The sequence below is a fragment of the Tindallia californiensis genome, from assembly GCF_900107405.1.
Taxonomy (GTDB): domain Bacteria; phylum Bacillota; class Clostridia; order Peptostreptococcales; family Tindalliaceae; genus Tindallia; species Tindallia californiensis.
In genome coordinates this window covers 229,635-246,509 of record NZ_FNPV01000003.1, presented here as the reverse complement: position 1 = coordinate 246,509, position 16,875 = coordinate 229,635, and the positions used below count along the sequence as shown (strand labels likewise).

General features: G+C 42.7%; 19 protein-coding genes and 1 pseudogene. All 20 read left to right on the top strand.

Annotated features, from left to right (window positions below; genetic code table 11):
• Window positions 1-75 precede the first annotated feature (75 nt).
• The 20 genes and pseudogenes from BLV55_RS05205 to atpG all read left to right on the top strand — a co-directional run bounded on the left by BLV55_RS05205 (window position 76) and on the right by atpG (window position 16,838).
• Window positions 76-1,230 carry an L-threonylcarbamoyladenylate synthase gene (locus BLV55_RS05205; RefSeq protein WP_093311951.1) on the top strand — a complete coding sequence of 385 codons (1,155 nt, stop codon included), beginning with the start codon at window positions 76-78 and terminating at the stop codon, window positions 1,228-1,230.
• Complete coding sequence (locus BLV55_RS05200) at window positions 1,227-1,697, top strand: low molecular weight protein arginine phosphatase (RefSeq protein ID WP_093311950.1); 471 nt, start codon at window positions 1,227-1,229, stop codon at window positions 1,695-1,697. The genes BLV55_RS05205 and BLV55_RS05200 overlap by 4 nt, the downstream gene beginning before the upstream one ends.
• Window positions 1,698-1,701: 4 nt before the next feature.
• On the top strand, window positions 1,702-2,148 hold the full coding sequence (gene rpiB / locus BLV55_RS05195) for a ribose 5-phosphate isomerase B (protein WP_093311948.1): 447 nt from the start codon (window positions 1,702-1,704) through the stop codon (window positions 2,146-2,148).
• Window positions 2,149-2,240: 92 nt separating this feature from the next.
• Window positions 2,241-2,870 carry a uracil phosphoribosyltransferase gene (upp, locus tag BLV55_RS05190; protein ID WP_093311944.1) on the top strand — a complete coding sequence of 210 codons (630 nt, stop codon included), beginning with the start codon at window positions 2,241-2,243 and terminating at the stop codon, window positions 2,868-2,870.
• Complete coding sequence (locus tag BLV55_RS05185; protein WP_330386577.1) at window positions 2,857-3,354, top strand: deoxycytidylate deaminase; 498 nt, start codon at window positions 2,857-2,859, stop codon at window positions 3,352-3,354. Before upp ends, BLV55_RS05185 begins: the two co-directional genes overlap by 14 nt.
• Before the next feature lie 7 nt (window positions 3,355-3,361).
• Window positions 3,362-4,390, top strand: a complete 1,029-nt coding sequence (locus BLV55_RS05180; RefSeq protein ID WP_242870039.1) for a glycosyltransferase family 4 protein — start codon at window positions 3,362-3,364, stop codon at window positions 4,388-4,390.
• Window positions 4,391-4,578: 188 nt separating this feature from the next.
• Entirely contained in the window at window positions 4,579-5,160 is a 582-nt protein-coding gene (locus BLV55_RS05175; RefSeq protein ID WP_176968272.1) for a TetR/AcrR family transcriptional regulator, read from the top strand.
• 4 nt (window positions 5,161-5,164) lie between these two features.
• Entirely contained in the window at window positions 5,165-5,911 is a 747-nt protein-coding gene (locus tag BLV55_RS05170) for an ABC transporter ATP-binding protein (protein WP_278280000.1), read from the top strand.
• An 11-nt stretch (window positions 5,912-5,922) separates the two neighbouring features.
• Window positions 5,923-8,262, top strand: a complete 2,340-nt coding sequence (locus BLV55_RS05165; RefSeq protein ID WP_176968271.1) for an ABC transporter permease — start codon at window positions 5,923-5,925, stop codon at window positions 8,260-8,262.
• Window positions 8,263-8,318: 56 nt separating this feature from the next.
• On the top strand, window positions 8,319-9,524 hold the full coding sequence (locus tag BLV55_RS05160; protein ID WP_176968270.1) for an efflux RND transporter periplasmic adaptor subunit: 1,206 nt from the start codon (window positions 8,319-8,321) through the stop codon (window positions 9,522-9,524).
• Between the two features lie 134 nt (window positions 9,525-9,658).
• The gene (gene wecB / locus BLV55_RS05155) at window positions 9,659-10,807 is read left to right on the top strand and encodes a non-hydrolyzing UDP-N-acetylglucosamine 2-epimerase (protein ID WP_093311937.1); all 1,149 of its coding nucleotides are present in this window, start codon (window positions 9,659-9,661) and stop codon (window positions 10,805-10,807) included.
• Between the two features lie 108 nt (window positions 10,808-10,915).
• Window positions 10,916-11,143, top strand: a complete 228-nt coding sequence (locus tag BLV55_RS05150) for an AtpZ/AtpI family protein (protein ID WP_093311935.1) — start codon at window positions 10,916-10,918, stop codon at window positions 11,141-11,143.
• Window positions 11,144-11,149: 6 nt separating this feature from the next.
• Entirely contained in the window at window positions 11,150-11,557 is a 408-nt protein-coding gene (locus tag BLV55_RS05145; RefSeq protein WP_093311933.1) for an ATP synthase subunit I, read from the top strand.
• Window positions 11,558-12,268, top strand: a complete 711-nt coding sequence (gene atpB, locus BLV55_RS05140) for a F0F1 ATP synthase subunit A (protein WP_093311930.1) — start codon at window positions 11,558-11,560, stop codon at window positions 12,266-12,268.
• Between the two features lie 53 nt (window positions 12,269-12,321).
• A complete protein-coding gene (atpE, locus tag BLV55_RS05135; RefSeq protein ID WP_207646023.1) occupies window positions 12,322-12,840 on the top strand; it encodes an ATP synthase F0 subunit C in 519 nt (172 codons plus the stop codon).
• 67 nt (window positions 12,841-12,907) lie between these two features.
• Complete coding sequence (gene atpE / locus BLV55_RS05130; protein ID WP_093311927.1) at window positions 12,908-13,174, top strand: ATP synthase F0 subunit C; 267 nt, start codon at window positions 12,908-12,910, stop codon at window positions 13,172-13,174.
• Between the two features lie 51 nt (window positions 13,175-13,225).
• Complete coding sequence (atpF, locus tag BLV55_RS05125) at window positions 13,226-13,732, top strand: F0F1 ATP synthase subunit B (protein ID WP_093311924.1); 507 nt, start codon at window positions 13,226-13,228, stop codon at window positions 13,730-13,732.
• On the top strand, window positions 13,720-14,268 hold the full coding sequence (gene atpH, locus BLV55_RS05120; protein ID WP_093311921.1) for an ATP synthase F1 subunit delta: 549 nt from the start codon (window positions 13,720-13,722) through the stop codon (window positions 14,266-14,268). Before atpF ends, atpH begins: the two co-directional genes overlap by 13 nt.
• Window positions 14,269-14,287: 19 nt before the next feature.
• Window positions 14,288-15,787: pseudogene (gene atpA, locus BLV55_RS05115) on the top strand (F0F1 ATP synthase subunit alpha); the annotation flags it as partial.
• 139 nt (window positions 15,788-15,926) lie between these two features.
• On the top strand, window positions 15,927-16,838 hold the full coding sequence (gene atpG / locus BLV55_RS05110) for an ATP synthase F1 subunit gamma (protein WP_093312296.1): 912 nt from the start codon (window positions 15,927-15,929) through the stop codon (window positions 16,836-16,838).
• Window positions 16,839-16,875 lie beyond the last annotated feature (37 nt).

The following is a 16,875-nucleotide window of genomic DNA, read 5'->3' as shown; positions in this document are numbered from 1 at the left end:
TCTCTGCTCTTTTTTGCTGCAAGGATACGACTAAATGGAAAAGGGTAGCTAAGGCCCATACGGTAAGGAGTTGTCATGAAAAATACACGGATAGAAATTGTAAAAGTGGAGGATTGTCTGGAGGAAGTATTAGAGCCTTTTGCTGAGATGCTGGCTCAAGGAAAAACCGTTGCCTTTCCGACGGAAACGGTTTATGGACTTGGCGCTAATGCTTTGGATGAAAAAGCAGTGCAATCCATTTTTGAAGCAAAAGGCCGCCCTTCAGACAACCCTTTAATTGTTCATATAGCCCAATGGAAAGAGGTTCTAAAGCTGGCAGAAGAGATTACTCCCTTGGCGAAAAAACTGGCGGAGGCTTTTTGGCCAGGCCCCTTAACCCTTATTCTAAAAAAGAAACCTGTTGTGCCGGAATCGGTTACAGCTGGACTGGACACAGTTGCCCTTCGAATGCCTTCTCACCAAATTGCACATCGCTTAATAGCGATGGCAGGCGTTCCTGTTGCGGCACCTAGCGCTAATTTATCTGGAAAGCCAAGTCCTACCAGGGGGAGTCATGTGATCAAAGATCTAAAAGGCCGTGTGGATGGCATTATTGATGGTGGAATGGCAATGGTAGGGTTGGAATCAACGGTGGTGGATGCTACTGGCGAATATCCGGTTATCTTAAGGCCTGGAGGCATTACAAAAGAGCAGATTATGGAAGCGGTGAAAGGATTGGCAGGAAGTTTTCCAATGGATCAACAGCCAAAGGCAACCAAAAGAGAAGAGGCCCCCAGATCTCCAGGAATGAAATATGCACACTATGCACCGAATGCATCTGTCGTTATTGTTCAGGTGACGGATACGCCAATGGCCGAATCGATTCGCCGTCAGGCAGAAACATATCGCTGCAAAGGGCATAAAGTAGGAATTCTTTGTACGGAAGAAACGCTGAAGGAGGGCTGGCCTTTACTGTGGAAAGAAGGAAAAGTGGAAGCCGATCGAATAACATCGGAAGGCTGGCGCATCATTCTGAATGGAAGCCTTCAGCAACCGTCAACCATTGCGGAACGATTGTTTGACGCCTTGCGATCTTTCGATGAAACAGAAGTGACACTGATTTTAGCCGAGGCGGTATCAGAAAAATCTTTAGGACAAGCAATTATGAATCGACTTCAAAAAGCATCAAATGGAGAAAAACAGCTATCTGAAACCAGAGAAAAAAGCGATAGAGAGAGGCGGATAGAATGAAACAAGTATTATTTGTTTGCACAGGCAATACCTGTAGAAGTCCAATGGCAGAAGCCTTAACCAAAGAACATCTGCAGAAAAATCCCGGACTGAAAGAAGGATGGAATGTGAAATCGGCAGGTATTTTTGCAGCCGATCAAGAACGGGCTACTTACCAGTCTATTAAAGTAATGGACGAAAGAGGCGTGGATTTGTTGGGTCACAAAAGTCAACGTTTGAATAGTCAGTTGATTGAGGAGTCAGACCTGGTGCTGGCAATGACTCGTAACCATAAAGAGTCTGTGTTATTGACAGAACCACGGGCTGAAGGCAAAGTTTTTACTCTCAGGGAGTACGTTCAGGGAGAACAGGAAGACATACAAGACCCCTTTGGGCAAAATGAAGATGTTTATCGGAATACAGCAAGAGAGCTGGAGCGTTTAATACGCCAGTTGGTGAAAAAATGGGAAGAGGAAATGGAGGAATAAACCAATGAAAATTGCCATTGCAAGTGACCATGGAGGCTATCAGCTGAAAAACACCATTGTTCAGCATCTTACAGAAAAAGGGATCGACATGACAGACTTTGGAACGAAGGATGAAACCTCTGTTGACTATCCGGATTATGCGAAAAAAGTAGGGGTAGAGGTAGCGTCAAAAAAATATGACCTTGGAATTTTGGTGTGTGGAACAGGGATAGGGATGAGCATCGCGGCTAATAAGGTGCCAGGAATACGTTGCGCCCTTGTATCTGACTGTTTTTCGGCGAGAGCTACCCGGCAACATAACGACAGCAATATTTTGGCTCTTGGAGGACGTGTGATCGGAACGGAGCTTGCCTTGGAAATTGTAGATATCTGGCTTAAAACTGAATTTGAGGCTGGGCGTCATCAGCGAAGAGTGGATCAGATAGCGGATATTGAAAAGAAGCATCTCTAAGAAATATCCCTAAAAGAGTCAATAGAACAAAAAGGAATAAGTTGGTGTCAGCTAGTGCATGAAAAAACATACAAAAATAAGGGGGAAGAATAATGAGCAAAGTAGTTGTAATGGATCATCCGTTGATTCAACACAAATTAACCATGCTTCGAGACAAAAATACAGGATCTAAAGATTTTCGGGATTTGACAAAAGAAATCACGATGTTGATGGCCTATGAAATGACAAGGAACTTAAACCTGATGGAGATAGAAATTGAAACACCTATCTGCAAGGCAAAGTCGAAAGTAATAACAGGGAAAAAACTGGGGATTGTTCCTATCCTTCGGGCAGGAATGGGAATGGTAGATGGGGTACTGCAGCTAATACCGGCCGCAAAGGTAGGTCATATAGGCTTATACCGGGATCCAGAAACCCTTGAACCGGTAGAATATTACTGCAAGCTGCCTACGGATGTGGAAGAACGGGAACTATTTTTACTGGATCCGATGCTGGCGACTGGTGGATCAGCCAATGCAGCGATTCAGTTTATAAAAGACCGGGGTGGTGTGAATATCAGGTTGGTGGCGATTATTGCTGCGCCGGAAGGAGTTGAAGCGATCCATAAGCTTCATCCGGACGTTGATATTTATGTGGCAGGAATGGACGAAAAGTTAAATGAAAAGGCTTATATTGTTCCGGGTTTGGGAGATGCAGGAGATCGCTTGTTTGGAACAAAATAAAGAAGATTATATAGGGAGGAACAAAATGAGGCCGGACTGGAACACTTATTTTATGGAAATGGCATCGGTTGCTAAAAAACGTTCAACTTGTTTACGGCGTCAGGTGGGTGCTGTTTTGGTAAAAAACCATCAAATTCTGACCACTGGATATAATGGAGCTCCAGCAGGTCTGGCTCATTGTGAAGAAACCGGATGCCTGCGTCAAGAAATGCAAGTGCCATCAGGGGAAAGGCACGAAATCTGTCGTGGATTACATGCCGAACAAAATGCAGTGATTCAAGCAGCTCAGCATGGCGTGTCTGTAGGCGGCAGCACGATTTATATAACCAATCATCCTTGTGTGATCTGTGCTAAAATGATCATTAATGCCGGAATAAGCAGGATCATTTTCAGCGGTGAATATCCGGATGAGCTTTCAAAAAAAATGTTGGAAGATGCCGGCGTAAAAATGATACAATGGAATCCGACAGATTCTCGGGAGTGAGTAAAGCGTGGTTCAGCAAATGGTTCTGGCTCTAATGTTATCGGGAGCAATTTCTTATATAGCAACACCGATAGCTCTTAAAATATCTCATAGAATAGGCGCTATCGATATTCCTAAAGATAACCGCCGAATGCATAAAGATCCGATTCCAAGACTCGGAGGGCTGGCGATTTATGTTGGCTTTGTTATAAGCTCGTTGCTTTTACTGCCTTTCAGCAGTGAGCAGGTGGCACTGTTAACCGGAGCAACCTTAATGATGGCTTTGGGAATGGTAGATGATTCGAAAACCTTGTCGGCGAAAATAAAGCTGAGTGGCCAAATTTTAGCAGCTCTGATCGTTATGTACGGTGGAGTAAGGATCGAGTTTATCACTAATTTTTTAGCTCCTTCTAAAAACATAATTGCTTTGGGCTGGCTGTCTTTTCCCGTTACCTTGTTTTGGATTGTAGGCATCACGAATACGGTGAACCTGATTGACGGACTGGATGGACTGGCAGCTGGCGTTTCTGTGATTGCCTCCCTATCCTTAGCGGCTGTTGCTTATCTAAACGGAATGCCGGAGGTAACTGTGATCTTACTGATTTTAGCTGGTGCGTCACTGGGATTTTTACCACATAACAGTCATCCGGCTCGCATTTTTATGGGAGATACCGGTTCTTTATTTATTGGCTTTGTGTTAGCGGTTATTTCTGTGGAGGGTGTATTGAAAAGTGCTACTACCATTGCCGTAGCTATTCCGGTGATGGCTCTGGGAGTACCGATTGTGGATACAACCTGTGCAATCATCAGACGTTTTCTTAATAAACGCCCTATCATGGAAGCGGACAAAGGTCACTTGCATCATCGCTTGCTGGAACAAGGGTATTCCCATCGACAGACTGTATGGATTCTTTATGGAATGAGTTTGTTTCTTGGAGCTGGTGCTGTGTATATTTCCGATGCGGAAAGAATACCGTCCATCATTGTATTGCTTATTGTCATTGCAACGGTTTCGACCGCATTGGTGCGGATTGGATTACTTCGAAAAACATCATAATAATCGCAGGGAAGTCGCTTAGGCGGCTTTTTTTTTGTTCAAAATTTATTTTTGAGGTGATGTTGACAAAAAGCAATAAGTGTTAGATAATACTTTTATACTAAAAAAGTAAAAAAGTAAAAAAGTAAAAATAGAAAAGAATGGTAAACAGAGCGTAAAAAAGTCAATAGAGCAAAGAGGTGATCAATGTGGCAACGCAGGCAGAAAGGAAGTATTATCGCCTGTTGGAACAGGCGGAACGACTATTTGTTAGCCGGGGACTTAAAAATGTAACCATGGAGGAGGTGGCTTCGGCGGCAGGGATTAGCAAAATGACTATTTACAATCATTTTGATTCTAAGGAACATCTTGTAGAGTTTATCTTGATGGAAATGGTGAAGCGTTTTAATGAAGAAATCATCGAAAAAATTGAGCAACAGCCGAACACCTTTGGAAAACTGGATATTTATTTTGAAGAAGGTAAACGGGCAGCAGATGAATATTCGCCAGCCTTTTTGAAAGATCTTTACGAATCGCCTTACCTGATGGAAGTTATTGCTGCTTATAAGAAAAAAACAACCTTGAAAATATTGATGGATATATTGGAGGAAGGTGCTAAAAAGGGTGAAATAAGAGAAGTGGATCAGTCCTTTATTATCATGCTGCTTGATTTGATAAGCGCTGGTATGATGCAACTGATGCATCTGTATGATGAAGAAAGGATGGTATCCTTCAACCAATGGTTAACAAACTTTCTGAAACAGGGATTGATGACTCCGAAAGGAGAATGAAGAAATGATGAATACAGAAAAGAATTCTTCTGAGAATAAAGGCAAAAAGGATATCCTTATTCAAGCCAAAGAAATCAGTAAAGTATACGCTATGGGCGAGGTAGAAGTTCATGCATTAAAAAAATCCAGTTTTGATATTCGGGAAGGTGAGTTTGTTGTTATTTTGGGACCCAGTGGCTCTGGAAAAAGCACTTTATTAAATCTTCTGGGCGGAATGGATTTTCCTAGCCAGGGGGAGGTTTTAGTAAAAGGTGAAGCAATCACTCGTTTTTCAGATAGAGAGTTAACTGGATATCGGCGAAATAAAGTGGGTTTTGTGTTTCAGTTTTACAATTTAATGGCCAACTTAACGGCGAGAGAAAACGTGGAACTGGCAACAGAAATATGTGATACCTCTTTGGATTTAGATGAGGTAATTGAAAAAGTAGGTTTGAAGGACAGAAGCAGTCATTTTCCATCTCAATTAAGTGGCGGAGAACAGCAACGGGTAGCGATTGCCAGAGCTGTAGCAAAAAATCCTTTGTTACTGTTATGCGATGAACCGACTGGTGCATTAGACTTTGAAACCGGAGTTAAAATCCTTGCCCTTCTAAAAGAAGTCAACATCACTTATGGGAAAACCATTATTATCATTACTCATAATATGCCGGTGGGTGCCATGGGAGATAGGGTCATACGAATGCGCAGCGGGGAAATTACCGATATTGTATGCAACACTGATCCTGTGGATCCAGAAAGGATTGAGTGGTAATGAGCCCTTTGATGCGTAGACTTTTTCGCATGATTATCAGTATAAAAGGACAGGTTATTTCCATTGTCGTTGTGATGGCCTTAGCGCTGATGTCTTTCATCTCCACCCATATGACCGCAGAGAACCTTCAAAATTCAATAGATTTATACTATCAGGAAACAAACTTAGCTGATTTGCAGGTAGAACTGACAAGAATTCCTTCATCGGCTATCTATGATGTCGTGAGATTGCCGGAAATCAAAGAGGTTCAGGGAAGGATCAGCGTAGAGGTACCGCTGATCGTAGAGGATCCAGATGAAAATGTAAGGGTTAGGCTGGTATCCGTACCGGAAGCGGAACAAAGCATTAATGCCTTGTTTCCGATAGAAGGTAAAATGATACAGAGAGAATCGGATGCCGCAACAGTGTTAGAACAGTTTGCTACTGGCAGGGATATAAAGCTGGGTCATCGGGTAAGGCCCTATATTAATGGGCGAGAAGTTCCTTTGGAAGTAATTGGAATTGCAGGTCAACCGGAATTTGTTTATCTGATGGAAGATGAGCAGAATTTATTACCGGATCCAGAAAAATTTGGTGTTATTTTTGTTGCAGAAGCTATGCTGGCTGGAATGGCAGGGTATCAGGACAGTTACAATGAACTGCTGATTACATTGGTTCCGGGTGCGCAAGCGTCAGACGTGGCTGATCTTTTGGAAGATGAATTAGATAGATACGGCCTCCGAAGAGTGCTTCAGAGAGAAGATATGCTGAGTTACAGCATGATGGAAGAAGAGCTGAATCAAGTGAGGGCTATGTCTCGTGTGCTTCCTACTTTGTTTATGTTGGTCGCTGCTTTGATTATTTACATTGTTTTGTCAAGAACCGTTAAGAATGATCGGATGAGCATTGGAATCATGAAAGCTTTAGGATACTCCGATACCCAGATTCTTATGCATTATGTTCAATTTTCTATTTTGGTGGGAATTGGTGGAAGCATCTTGGGAATCATTGGTGGAACGTGGGTGTCAGACCTTTTCACACAAATTTATATAGAGTTCATGAATATTCCCATGTTAGAGATGCGTATACTACCAGAGTCATACCTGTTAGCCCTGGTGATAACCGTGATATTCTGCGTTTTGGCGGGCGTTGCTGGTGCTTATAGAACTCTGTCTATCCAGCCGGCAGATGCGATGCGACCTGAACCTCCAACGGATGGTCATCGTCTCTTGATTGAAAAAATTCCGTTCTTTTGGAATCGGATTGCTTTTAGTTGGAAAATCGTTATTAGGAATCTTTTTCGCAACAAACGGCGTTATGCCGTCTTAGCCTTAGGAATTACCCTTACCTTTGGTGTTACCATGGTAGCTATTAATATGGGTAGTGTCTGGCAAAAATTATTCGATGAGCAATATGGGGAGATCTATGCCATGGACTATATCATTGACTTTGATGGGATGAAAAGCCATCAAACCTTGCGTGAAATTCAGCAAATGGCAGATGTAACAATGATTGAAGCCAGGATAGAAATGCCCTTGGAAATTCGACATCATCGAGAGCGTAAATCCTTAAGCGTTATTGGGATACCACGGGAAAGTCAGCTTTACCAGCTAAAAAAACCTTCTGGAGAACCGCTGATCATGCAAGACGGCTTACTTTATCTGACGGCTGGGCTGAAAAAATCTATGGGGATTCAAAAAGGAGATCAGGTGCTGGCAAGAAACTTTCTCCCTGACAAAGATGATTTTTGGATAGAAGTAGGAGATCCAGTATTGCAATATCTTGGGTTTAATGGTTATGCAACGCTTACTACCATGGAAGAAAAAGTCATCGAAGCTGATCATATAAGCGGTGTATCCTTAAAGTCTGAGGAGGATATTAGCAGAATCATGGATGATGCGGAACATATCCGGCAAGTACAGTCTGTAGGACAGATGAGGGAAATGTTTGAGGAATTTTCAGAATTGATTGTGGTAACCATCGGGATTTTAGTGATTTTAGGCGGGGTTATCGGTTTTGCCATTGTTTATAACATTACCCTGATTAGTATCAATGAGAGGATGATGGAATTTTCTTCTTTAAGAGTCCTGGGATTTCATCGGCGAGAAATTTTTCGAATGATTACCCGGGAAAACACCTTGGTTTCTTTTCTGGGCATATTACTGGGTATTCCCTTTGGGAAATGCTTAATAAAATGGATGATGAAAGCCATTGCCACAGAAGTATATACGATGCCGGCGGAGATAGGAAGGATGGTCATCCCTCAAACCATAGCCGCTGTCATTAGTTTTGTTGCAATTGCTCAACTATCTACGTTTATCAAAATTAGAAACCTGAACTTTATGGAAGCATTAAAAAACCGCGTCACCTAAACCATGCAATCTAAAAAATTTTAATGAAATCCATCGAACGGTGGGGAGGCTTATCAATGAAAAAGAGAAAAAAGAAAAAACAGATGGTTATTACCTTATTATTGCTGACGGGGCTAATAGGAGTTGTTGTTTTCTGGATAAATCAGCCGGAAGAAAGACCTGTTACGGTAGTGGTAAAGAAGGAATCAATGGAGAGTCTGGTGGAAGAAATTGGCGAGTTAAAAGCAGAAAGTCGGCGCAGGATTGTGGCAAACAGAGGGGGCGAAATAGGAAAACTACCCGTTAAAGCAGGAGACTGGGTCGATGCAGGTCACGTGTTGGCAGAAATAGATCATAGCGACTGGCGTCTGAAGATAAATCAGTTAACGGATGAGATGAATGTACAAAAAAACGAATATCAGCAAAGGATTACCCTTAGCAATCGTCAGCAGGAAAAAGCCCTTGCTTCTTTCGAGTTGGCGGAGAAAGAACTGGCAGAAGCCATTGATTATAAACATAGAATAAAGAAACTCTATGAAGCTGGGGCGGCACCGGAACAAGAACTAACAGACGCAAAACTGGAAGTGAACGTGCATGAAAACAATGTAAAACAAGCGGCCTTACAGGTAGAGGCAGCCCGGGATCAGATTTCTGCTTCAGTGCAGGAATCCTACCTGGCTAAAATACGGCAGTTGGAAAGAGAAATCAACCATGCAGAAGTACAGCGGAATGCCTATCATGTAAAGGCACCTGTATCTGGCACTGTACTTCGTAAACTAGTAGAAGAAGGAGCCTATGTTCAGCCGGGTCAAGACTTATACGAATTGGGAGATTTATCAAAGATGTATGTAGCGGTGGACTTACTAGCGAGAGAAATGAAAGGGATAAAAGAAGGGATGCCTGTAAGGGTAAGCCATCGGGATTTAGGGGAAGGAAGTGTAAAAGGAAACCTTCGGAAAATAGAGCCGGTAGCTGTTATTACGGTATCCGAACTGGGTGTGGAACAAAGAAGGGTTCGGGTAGAAATATCCCTGGAAGGATTTTTTCATGATTGGCGACCTGGCTATGAGGTAGATGTGGAAATAATTCGGGAAGTCAGAGAAAATGTGCTTACCATACCGGAGAGGTCTGTTTTTTGGAAAGATGCCGAACCTCATGTGCTGGTGTGGAATGGAAAAGAAGGAGAAGAGCGCAGAGTAGAACTGGGAATGGACAGTCGTGGAAGGGTTCAGGTGGTAGCTGGCTTAGAAGAGGGGGAAGAAGTGGTTCGTGATCCCTCTTGATAAAAATTATCCAAGCTTCCTAGGATTCTTCTTGATTTTTCTCCCTGAAACCGTTAAAGTAGTATGATAGGAATGTAATAGATTCTTTCTGAAGATGGAATTGACAGAAAAATATAACTGGAAAGGATTTTACGATGGAAAAGACAAGGTTGAAAGTAATGAGTATCTTTGGTACAAGGCCGGAAGCTATTAAAATGGCCCCTTTAGTAAAAGCCCTTGAGGCTGAAGATGAGGTCCAGTCTTTGGTGTGTGTGACAGCTCAACATCGGGAGATGCTAGATGCTGTTCTGGAACTGTTTCAGATTGAACCGGATGAAGATTTGAATATTATGACCCATGGACAAACCATCACCGATATAACGGTGAAAGCGCTAAAGGGATTGCAGGAAATCCTGCAGAAGCATCGACCGGATTATGTGCTGGTTCATGGAGACACCACCACCACCTTTGCGGCTTCCCTGGCTGCTTTTTATGAACAAATTCCTGTAGGTCATGTAGAAGCAGGGTTAAGAACCGGAAATCCTTATTCACCCTATCCGGAAGAAATGAACAGAAGGCTGACTAGTGGGATTGCGGCCCTTCATTTTGCTCCAACAGAAAAAAATCGTCAACATCTGCTGAGAGAAGGAATACAGAGAGAGAAAATTCATGTTACGGGGAATACGGTCATTGATGCGCTTCTTGCGGTGGTTAACCCTGACTATGATTTTGAGGATGAAAAGTTAAACAAACTGACAAGAGAGTCAGAAAAGCACCCTTTTATTTTAATGACTTGTCATCGAAGAGAAAACTGGGGCAAACCGATGGAACAGATTTTTGAAGCCGTAAAGCAAATAAGCCGGCAGTATCAAGACCATCGTATTGTTTACCCTGTTCATATGAATCCTCGCATTAGAGAAATGGCAGAAGATATAATGGGGAGTGAAAAAAACATCTATCTCATTGAATCCTTGGATTACGAACCATTTGCTAATTTGTTGGCAAAGGCACAGTTGATACTGACGGATTCCGGCGGAATTCAGGAAGAAGCCCCGGCCTTAGGAGTACCTATTCTGGTCTTGAGGACAGAAACAGAAAGACCGGAAGCGGTAGAAGCCGGAACTGTAAAAGTAGTGGGGGTAGAAAGGGAAGCGATCATCAAAGAAACAAAACGACTTCTGGATTCCAGACAGGCCTGGGATGAAATGGCCAGCGCTGTTAATCCTTACGGTGATGGAAAAGCGTCTGCTAAAATTCTTCAGGCTCTTATGAAAGAACTGTCAGAAGAGTCAGCTCAGTCATAATAGTGCATCCTGTCGGAATAATGGGTCGAAAAAGAAAATTGATAAAAATATAACAATTAGCCTGCCATAGTCGATTAATTTATGATATAATAAGGACTGATTAATAATATGCGGAAGTCAGGAAGTGCGCTGGAGAACCTGGCGCTGGTCAGTTATATAGGTATTGCCATGATGGTTCCCATCCTGGCGGGGGTAGTTGGTGGGCGTTGGATCGATGAGCGTTTAGGCACCCGACCCGTCTTTTTATTTGTATTAATCTTTGTGGGAATCATGGTTGGGTTTCGGAACGTTTTTGCCGTTACCACCCGGAACCTTCCACCAAGGAAAAGAAGGTGAAGCGGCATGGACGAAATAATGAATACACAAAAAAAAATTGCAAAAAAAGTGATTCTTTTTAATAGCATTGCTGGACTGGCCGGAAGTCTTTTTCTTCGACCGGTGTCTGCATTGTGGATGGGCCTCCTCTTCGGGACTCTTATCTCTCTTCTGAACTTCAGACTGCTTTACCTGACTTTGAACCGAGCGGTTACCATGGCGCCGGCAAAGGCTCAGAAATATACAACGTTTCGTTACCTTATTCGTTATTTGTTAACGGCGGTGGTATTAGTGGTATCGCTTCGCTCTCCAAATATTCATACGCTTGGAACCGTCATTGGATTGCTGATGATCAAGATGGTTGTTTTGCAGCAGAGCCTATTCAATGACTCAAAATATTTCAAGAACATTATTTCAGGAAAGGAGGAAAAGTAAATGCAGCCAATCGCCTTTGGCCCACGAGTGATCTTTGAGCTACCATTTCTGGATGGTATTCCTGTGACGGAAACGGTTGTGAACACATGGATTATCATGGTTGTTCTCGTCGTATTATCCATACTAGGAACACGAAGCTTTGAAAAAGTTCCTCGAGGCCGGCAAAATGTGACAGAATTAGTGGTAGAGATGCTAAATAAGCTTACGGTTCAAACCATGGGAGAAGATAAGAAAAACTTTGCTCCCTATATGAATACCTTGTTTATTCTATTGTTATTCATGAATTTGCTGGGTTTGATAGGTCTTAGACCGCCGACAGCGGATCTGAATACTACCATGGCACTGGCTATTATGACTTTTGTGCTTATCCATGCTTCTGGAATTAGAAAAAAAGGAATAGGTGGTTATTTTAAGGGACTGACAGAACCCTTCGTGTTTTTACTACCGATGAACATCATGAGTGAGCTGGCAACACCTATATCATTGTCTTTTCGTTTGTTTGGAAATATTGTTGGTGGTGTCATTGTTATTTCTTTAGCCTATGGTGGACTGGCAAGCCTAGGTGAAATGATTGGTTTATCAGCATTGCCGATTTTTCAGGGAGGAGCTCCTGTGATTCTTCATGCCTATTTCGATATTTTTGCAGGGGTGCTTCAAAGCTTTATTTTCGCCATGTTGACCATGGTATTTGTATCCTTAGCGATGGAGTAAAAAATTCACTATAAACTGTTTTGACAGAATATTTAATGAAGGAGGAAAAAGACATGGAACATTCGATCGATGCCAGAGCTATTATTTTGGCCGCATCCGCCATTGGTGTCGGATTTGCAATGATTGCCGGTATAGGCCCTGGAATTGGACAAGGCTTTGCCGCTGGCAAAGGTGCAGAAGCGGTCAGCATCAACCCTAAAAGTGGTAAACAAGCTACGATGATTATGCTTTTAGGTGCTGCTGTAGCCGAAACGTCAGGTATTCTGTCCTTAGTGGTTGCTTTGATTATGTTGTACGCTAATCCACTGGCGGGAATGACTACCGGGATTATTGTGGTTGCTGCATCGGCTATCGGAGCAGGATTATCGATGGTTGCCGGGATAGGTCCTGGGATAGGACAAGGCTATGCGGCCGGCAAAGGAACAGAAATGGTAGGGAAAAGACCGGGCCTTCAAGGTCCGATTGTCAGAACAATGTTTCTTGGTCAGGCGGTTGCACAAACCACAGGGATTTATGCCTTGATTATTGCGTTGGTATTGCTTTTTGCCAATCCTCTGATCAGGTTGTTGTAACAGCATGTTGCAAAAAGAAGATAAAACATGTAACACCATTACTTTAGGATAAAGGAGGAAATATAATATGGAACCAATTACAGGTAAAGCTTTAATTTTAGCTGCTTCCGCTATTGGAGCAGGATTAGCAATGATTGCAGGTATTGGGCCTGGTATCGGTCAGGGATATGCCGCCGGTAAAGGTGCTGAAGGAGTAGGACGGCAGCCGGAAGCTCAGGGGGACATTGTGCGTACAATGCTACTGGGAGCTGCTGTTGCAGAGACTACAGGTATTTACGGGCTGATTATTGCACTGATTCTTCTGTTTGCCAATCCTTTGGTAGGCATGCTGTAAAAAAGCCAATGAAAGGCATAACTGCCCTAAAGAAGGAAAGGAGGCAACAAGATGCAGCAGGGACTGGTTGAATTTAGCTGGACCTTTGTTTTTCAGATTGTTAACACATTGGTTATCTTTTTGCTGCTGCGGCATTTTCTGTTTAAGCCAACAACGGATTTTATGGAAAAGCGGACAAGAGATATCGAAAGGGATATTGAAGACGCTATCAACATGAAAAAAGATGCAGATGAGCTAAAAGCCAGCTATGAAGAAAAACTGGCAAACATTAAACAGGAACGCAGCGATATGATGAAAGAAGCGGCTCGTAAGGCAGAAGAAAGAGCTGACGGCATCATTAAAGAAGCAAGGGAAGAAATCCGAAAAATGGAGGAACGTTCTCGCTTGGATTTGGAACGGGAACAGTCTAAAGCAATTCATGAATTTAAGAATCAAATCTCAGAACTGGCAGTGCTGGCGGCGGCGGAAGTGATGAAGAAAGAACTGGATCCTCAATCTCATGAAAAAATGATCCAGGAGTTTATCGAACAGATGGGAGAAACACAATGGCCGCATTAGTTGCAGATAAATATGCCAAAGCGCTATTTCAAGCGGTACAAGAGACAGAAAGCTTGGAACCGGTTGCGGCGCTTGATCAGCTAAATGTTATTGCCGCCAGTTTTGATGAGGTACCTAAATTCTATGAATTATACATATCACCGGTGGTTGGTGATAAAGAAAAAAAAGAAATGCTGGAAACTGTTTTTAAAGGAAAGCTTAGTCCAGAAGTATATCATTTCCTATTAATCCTTATCGATAAACAGCGGGAAATGTATTTTCTGGAAATTCTTTCTATCTTTAAAAAAATAACAGATGAACATATGAAAAAACTGAAAGCAACAGCCATTACAGCTGTTCCTCTCAGTGAAGAAACCTTTGCCAAACTGCAGAAAACCCTTGGAAAACTGTCTGGAAAAGAAGTGGAGCTTACCAATAAAGTAGATGAAAACATTATTGGAGGTGTTCAGCTTCGGATGGGAGATAAGGTTATTGACGGAACATTGAGTCGCCAACTTAATCTGATGAAAGATGAACTGGCACAAATCATTGTATAGGAATAGGGGTGATTAAAGGATGAATCTCAGACCCGAGGAAATTTGTTCTGTGATAAAAGAACAGATTAAAAAATATGAAAGCAAGCTGGATTATCAAGAAGTAGGTACCGTGATTCAGGTAGGAGATGGTATTGCAAGAATTCATGGCTTGGAAAAATGCATGTCCGGTGAACTCTTAGAGTTTCCGGGAGAAGTATTTGGGATGGTTCTGAACCTTGAAGAAGACAATGTAGGTTGTGTGTTGATGGGTTCTGATGAACATATTAAAGAAGGCGATACGGTAAAAAGAACGAATCGTATTGTTGAAGTACCTGTAGGAGATGCGATGTTGGGACGAGTTGTCAATGCTCTTGGACAGCCCATCGATGGAAAAGGGCCGGTTAATACGGATAAGTTTCGTGTAACCGAGCGGGTGGCGCCGGGAATTATTGCCCGGAAATCCGTAGAGGAGCCACTGCAAACAGGCTTAAAAGCAATTGATTCCATGATTCCTATCGGACGTGGACAGCGTGAACTGATTATTGGAGATCGTCAGACGGGTAAAACAGCGATTGCCATAGATACCATCATTAATCAGAAAGATACCGATGTAATCTGTATTTACGTGGCAATAGGGCAAAAAAATTCGACAGTAGCACAAATTTATGACACACTGAACAAACATGGAGCAATGGATTACACCACCATCGTTTCATCTTCCGCCAGCGAAATGGCTCCACTTCAGTTTTTAGCACCTTTTGCTGGATGCGCTATTGGTGAAGAGTTTATGGAAAATGGGAAACATGTACTTGTTATTTATGATGACCTGTCGAAACATGCCGTAGCTTATCGTGCGATGTCCTTGCTATTAAGGAGACCGCCGGGTCGTGAAGCCTATCCGGGCGATGTGTTCTATCTACACAGCCGGTTACTGGAAAGAGCAGCTAAGCTTAATGATAATCTGGGTGGTGGCTCACTGACAGCGTTACCAATCATCGAAACGCAGGCGGGGGATGTTTCTGCCTATATTCCAACCAACGTTATTTCCATAACGGATGGCCAGATATTCCTTGAATCAGAACTTTTTTATTCAGGAGTAAGGCCGGCGGTTAATCCGGGAATATCCGTATCACGTGTTGGTGGAAACGCACAGATTAAAGCCATGAAAAAAGTAGCCGGAAAACTACGACTGGAATTGGCTCAATACAGAGAATTAGCCGCTTTTGCGCAGTTTGGGTCAGAACTTGATCCGGAAACCCAGGAAAGACTGGCTCAGGGTGAAAGAATACTGGAAGTATTAAAGCAACCCCAGTATGACCCAATGCCTGTAGAAGAGCAGATCATGATGATATATGCGGTTACAAATAAATTCTTGAAAGACATCAAAGTAGAAGATGTAGTGGAATTCGAAGCCGAATTTCTTGAATTTATGAGAAATAATTATAAAGAAGTTGGCGAATCGATTGTATCAGAAGGTTCTATGAATGACGTTTCTGAAGAAAAACTTAAAAAAGCACTGGAAGAATTCAAGGAAGAATTCAAGAATGAACGAGACCAGTATCAACAAGAAGTGGCAACAGAGAAAGAAGAAGATGATGAAGCCGAAAAGCCTGACCATGAGGCGGAAACGGCCTAATGTTGGCTGAAGATGCAAACCTGGAGGTGATCCATTGGCCGGAATGGGCATGCGAGATATAAAACGTCGCATAAAAAGCGTTGGAAGTACGAAACAGATTACCAAGGCCATGGAAATGGTGGCCTCGGCGAAATTAAGAAAAACAAAAAAACGTCTTGAACAATCCAGACCTTTTAGCTTGGCGTGGAAACGTGCTCTGCTAGGATTCTTAGGAGATCTTCAGGGAGTGGAACATTCCATGATAACTCCGAGAGAAAAAGTAAAGAAAACAGGATATATTGTTATTACAGGAAACAGAGGCTTGTGTGGAGGCTATAACACAAATGTGATGAAAGCGGCATTAGAGCATATGAAAACCAAAGAAGCGGCTTGTGTGGTAGCGGTAGGGCAAAAGTCCAAGGATTTTTTTGCCCGTAGAGGGTATGAAATACCAAAAGACTTTCTGGAAATGACAGAAACTCCGGATTTTGCTGATGCAAAAGACATCCGAAAATTTTGTTTGGAACAATATCAGCAAGAAGAGGTGGATGAGATTTACCTCGTGTATACTTGTTTTGTCAGTACGATTACTCATCGTCCAAAAGTGTTGAAGCTCTTGCCTCTAGACGACGAAGCCATTGAAAGCTGCGTTGCCAGTGACGAAACGTTGAAACATCCGGATGAACTAGCTGCCGAAGCGAATCAGGAAAGCATTCATGAAAAAATGAATTATGAACCGGGGGTTACGACCGTCTTGGATGCCGTGGTACCTAATTATTTAGACAGTGTTATCTTAAGCGGATTGCTGGAATCGGCAGCCAGTGAACAGGGAGCTCGCCGGGTAGCGATGGAAAACGCAACCAGCAATGCGGAAGATATGATTGAAAGCTTACAGCTTCAATATAACCGGGCCAGACAGGCAGCCATTACTCAAGAGATATCTGAAATTGTAGGTGGGGCTGAAGCATTGAAATAACCACTAAATTGTAGTGATGAAACTGAAGGAGGGTAAG

Bases quoted from the DNA above. Each gene is read 5' to 3' on its own strand.
- BLV55_RS05160 (WP_176968270.1), top strand. From the start codon at position 8,319: ATGAAAAAGAGAAAAAAGAAAAAACAGATGGTTATTACCTTATTATTG.
- BLV55_RS05150 (WP_093311935.1), top strand. From the start codon at position 10,916: ATGCGGAAGTCAGGAAGTGCGCTGGAGAACCTGGCGCTGGTCAGTTAT.
- BLV55_RS05145 (WP_093311933.1), top strand. From the start codon at position 11,150: ATGGACGAAATAATGAATACACAAAAAAAAATTGCAAAAAAAGTGATT.
- atpF (WP_093311924.1), top strand. From the start codon at position 13,226: ATGCAGCAGGGACTGGTTGAATTTAGCTGGACCTTTGTTTTTCAGATT.
- atpG (WP_093312296.1), top strand. From the start codon at position 15,927: ATGGGCATGCGAGATATAAAACGTCGCATAAAAAGCGTTGGAAGTACG.
- upp (WP_093311944.1), top strand. From the start codon at position 2,241: ATGAGCAAAGTAGTTGTAATGGATCATCCGTTGATTCAACACAAATTA.
- BLV55_RS05200 (WP_093311950.1), top strand. From the start codon at position 1,227: ATGAAACAAGTATTATTTGTTTGCACAGGCAATACCTGTAGAAGTCCA.
- atpE (WP_207646023.1), top strand. From the start codon at position 12,322: ATGGAACATTCGATCGATGCCAGAGCTATTATTTTGGCCGCATCCGCC.
- wecB (WP_093311937.1), top strand. From the start codon at position 9,659: ATGGAAAAGACAAGGTTGAAAGTAATGAGTATCTTTGGTACAAGGCCG.
- BLV55_RS05165 (WP_176968271.1), top strand. From the start codon at position 5,923: ATGCGTAGACTTTTTCGCATGATTATCAGTATAAAAGGACAGGTTATT.
- atpB (WP_093311930.1), top strand. From the start codon at position 11,558: ATGCAGCCAATCGCCTTTGGCCCACGAGTGATCTTTGAGCTACCATTT.
- BLV55_RS05170 (WP_278280000.1), top strand. From the start codon at position 5,165: ATGATGAATACAGAAAAGAATTCTTCTGAGAATAAAGGCAAAAAGGAT.
- rpiB (WP_093311948.1), top strand. From the start codon at position 1,702: ATGAAAATTGCCATTGCAAGTGACCATGGAGGCTATCAGCTGAAAAAC.
- atpH (WP_093311921.1), top strand. From the start codon at position 13,720: ATGGCCGCATTAGTTGCAGATAAATATGCCAAAGCGCTATTTCAAGCG.
- BLV55_RS05205 (WP_093311951.1), top strand. From the start codon at position 76: ATGAAAAATACACGGATAGAAATTGTAAAAGTGGAGGATTGTCTGGAG.
- atpE (WP_093311927.1), top strand. From the start codon at position 12,908: ATGGAACCAATTACAGGTAAAGCTTTAATTTTAGCTGCTTCCGCTATT.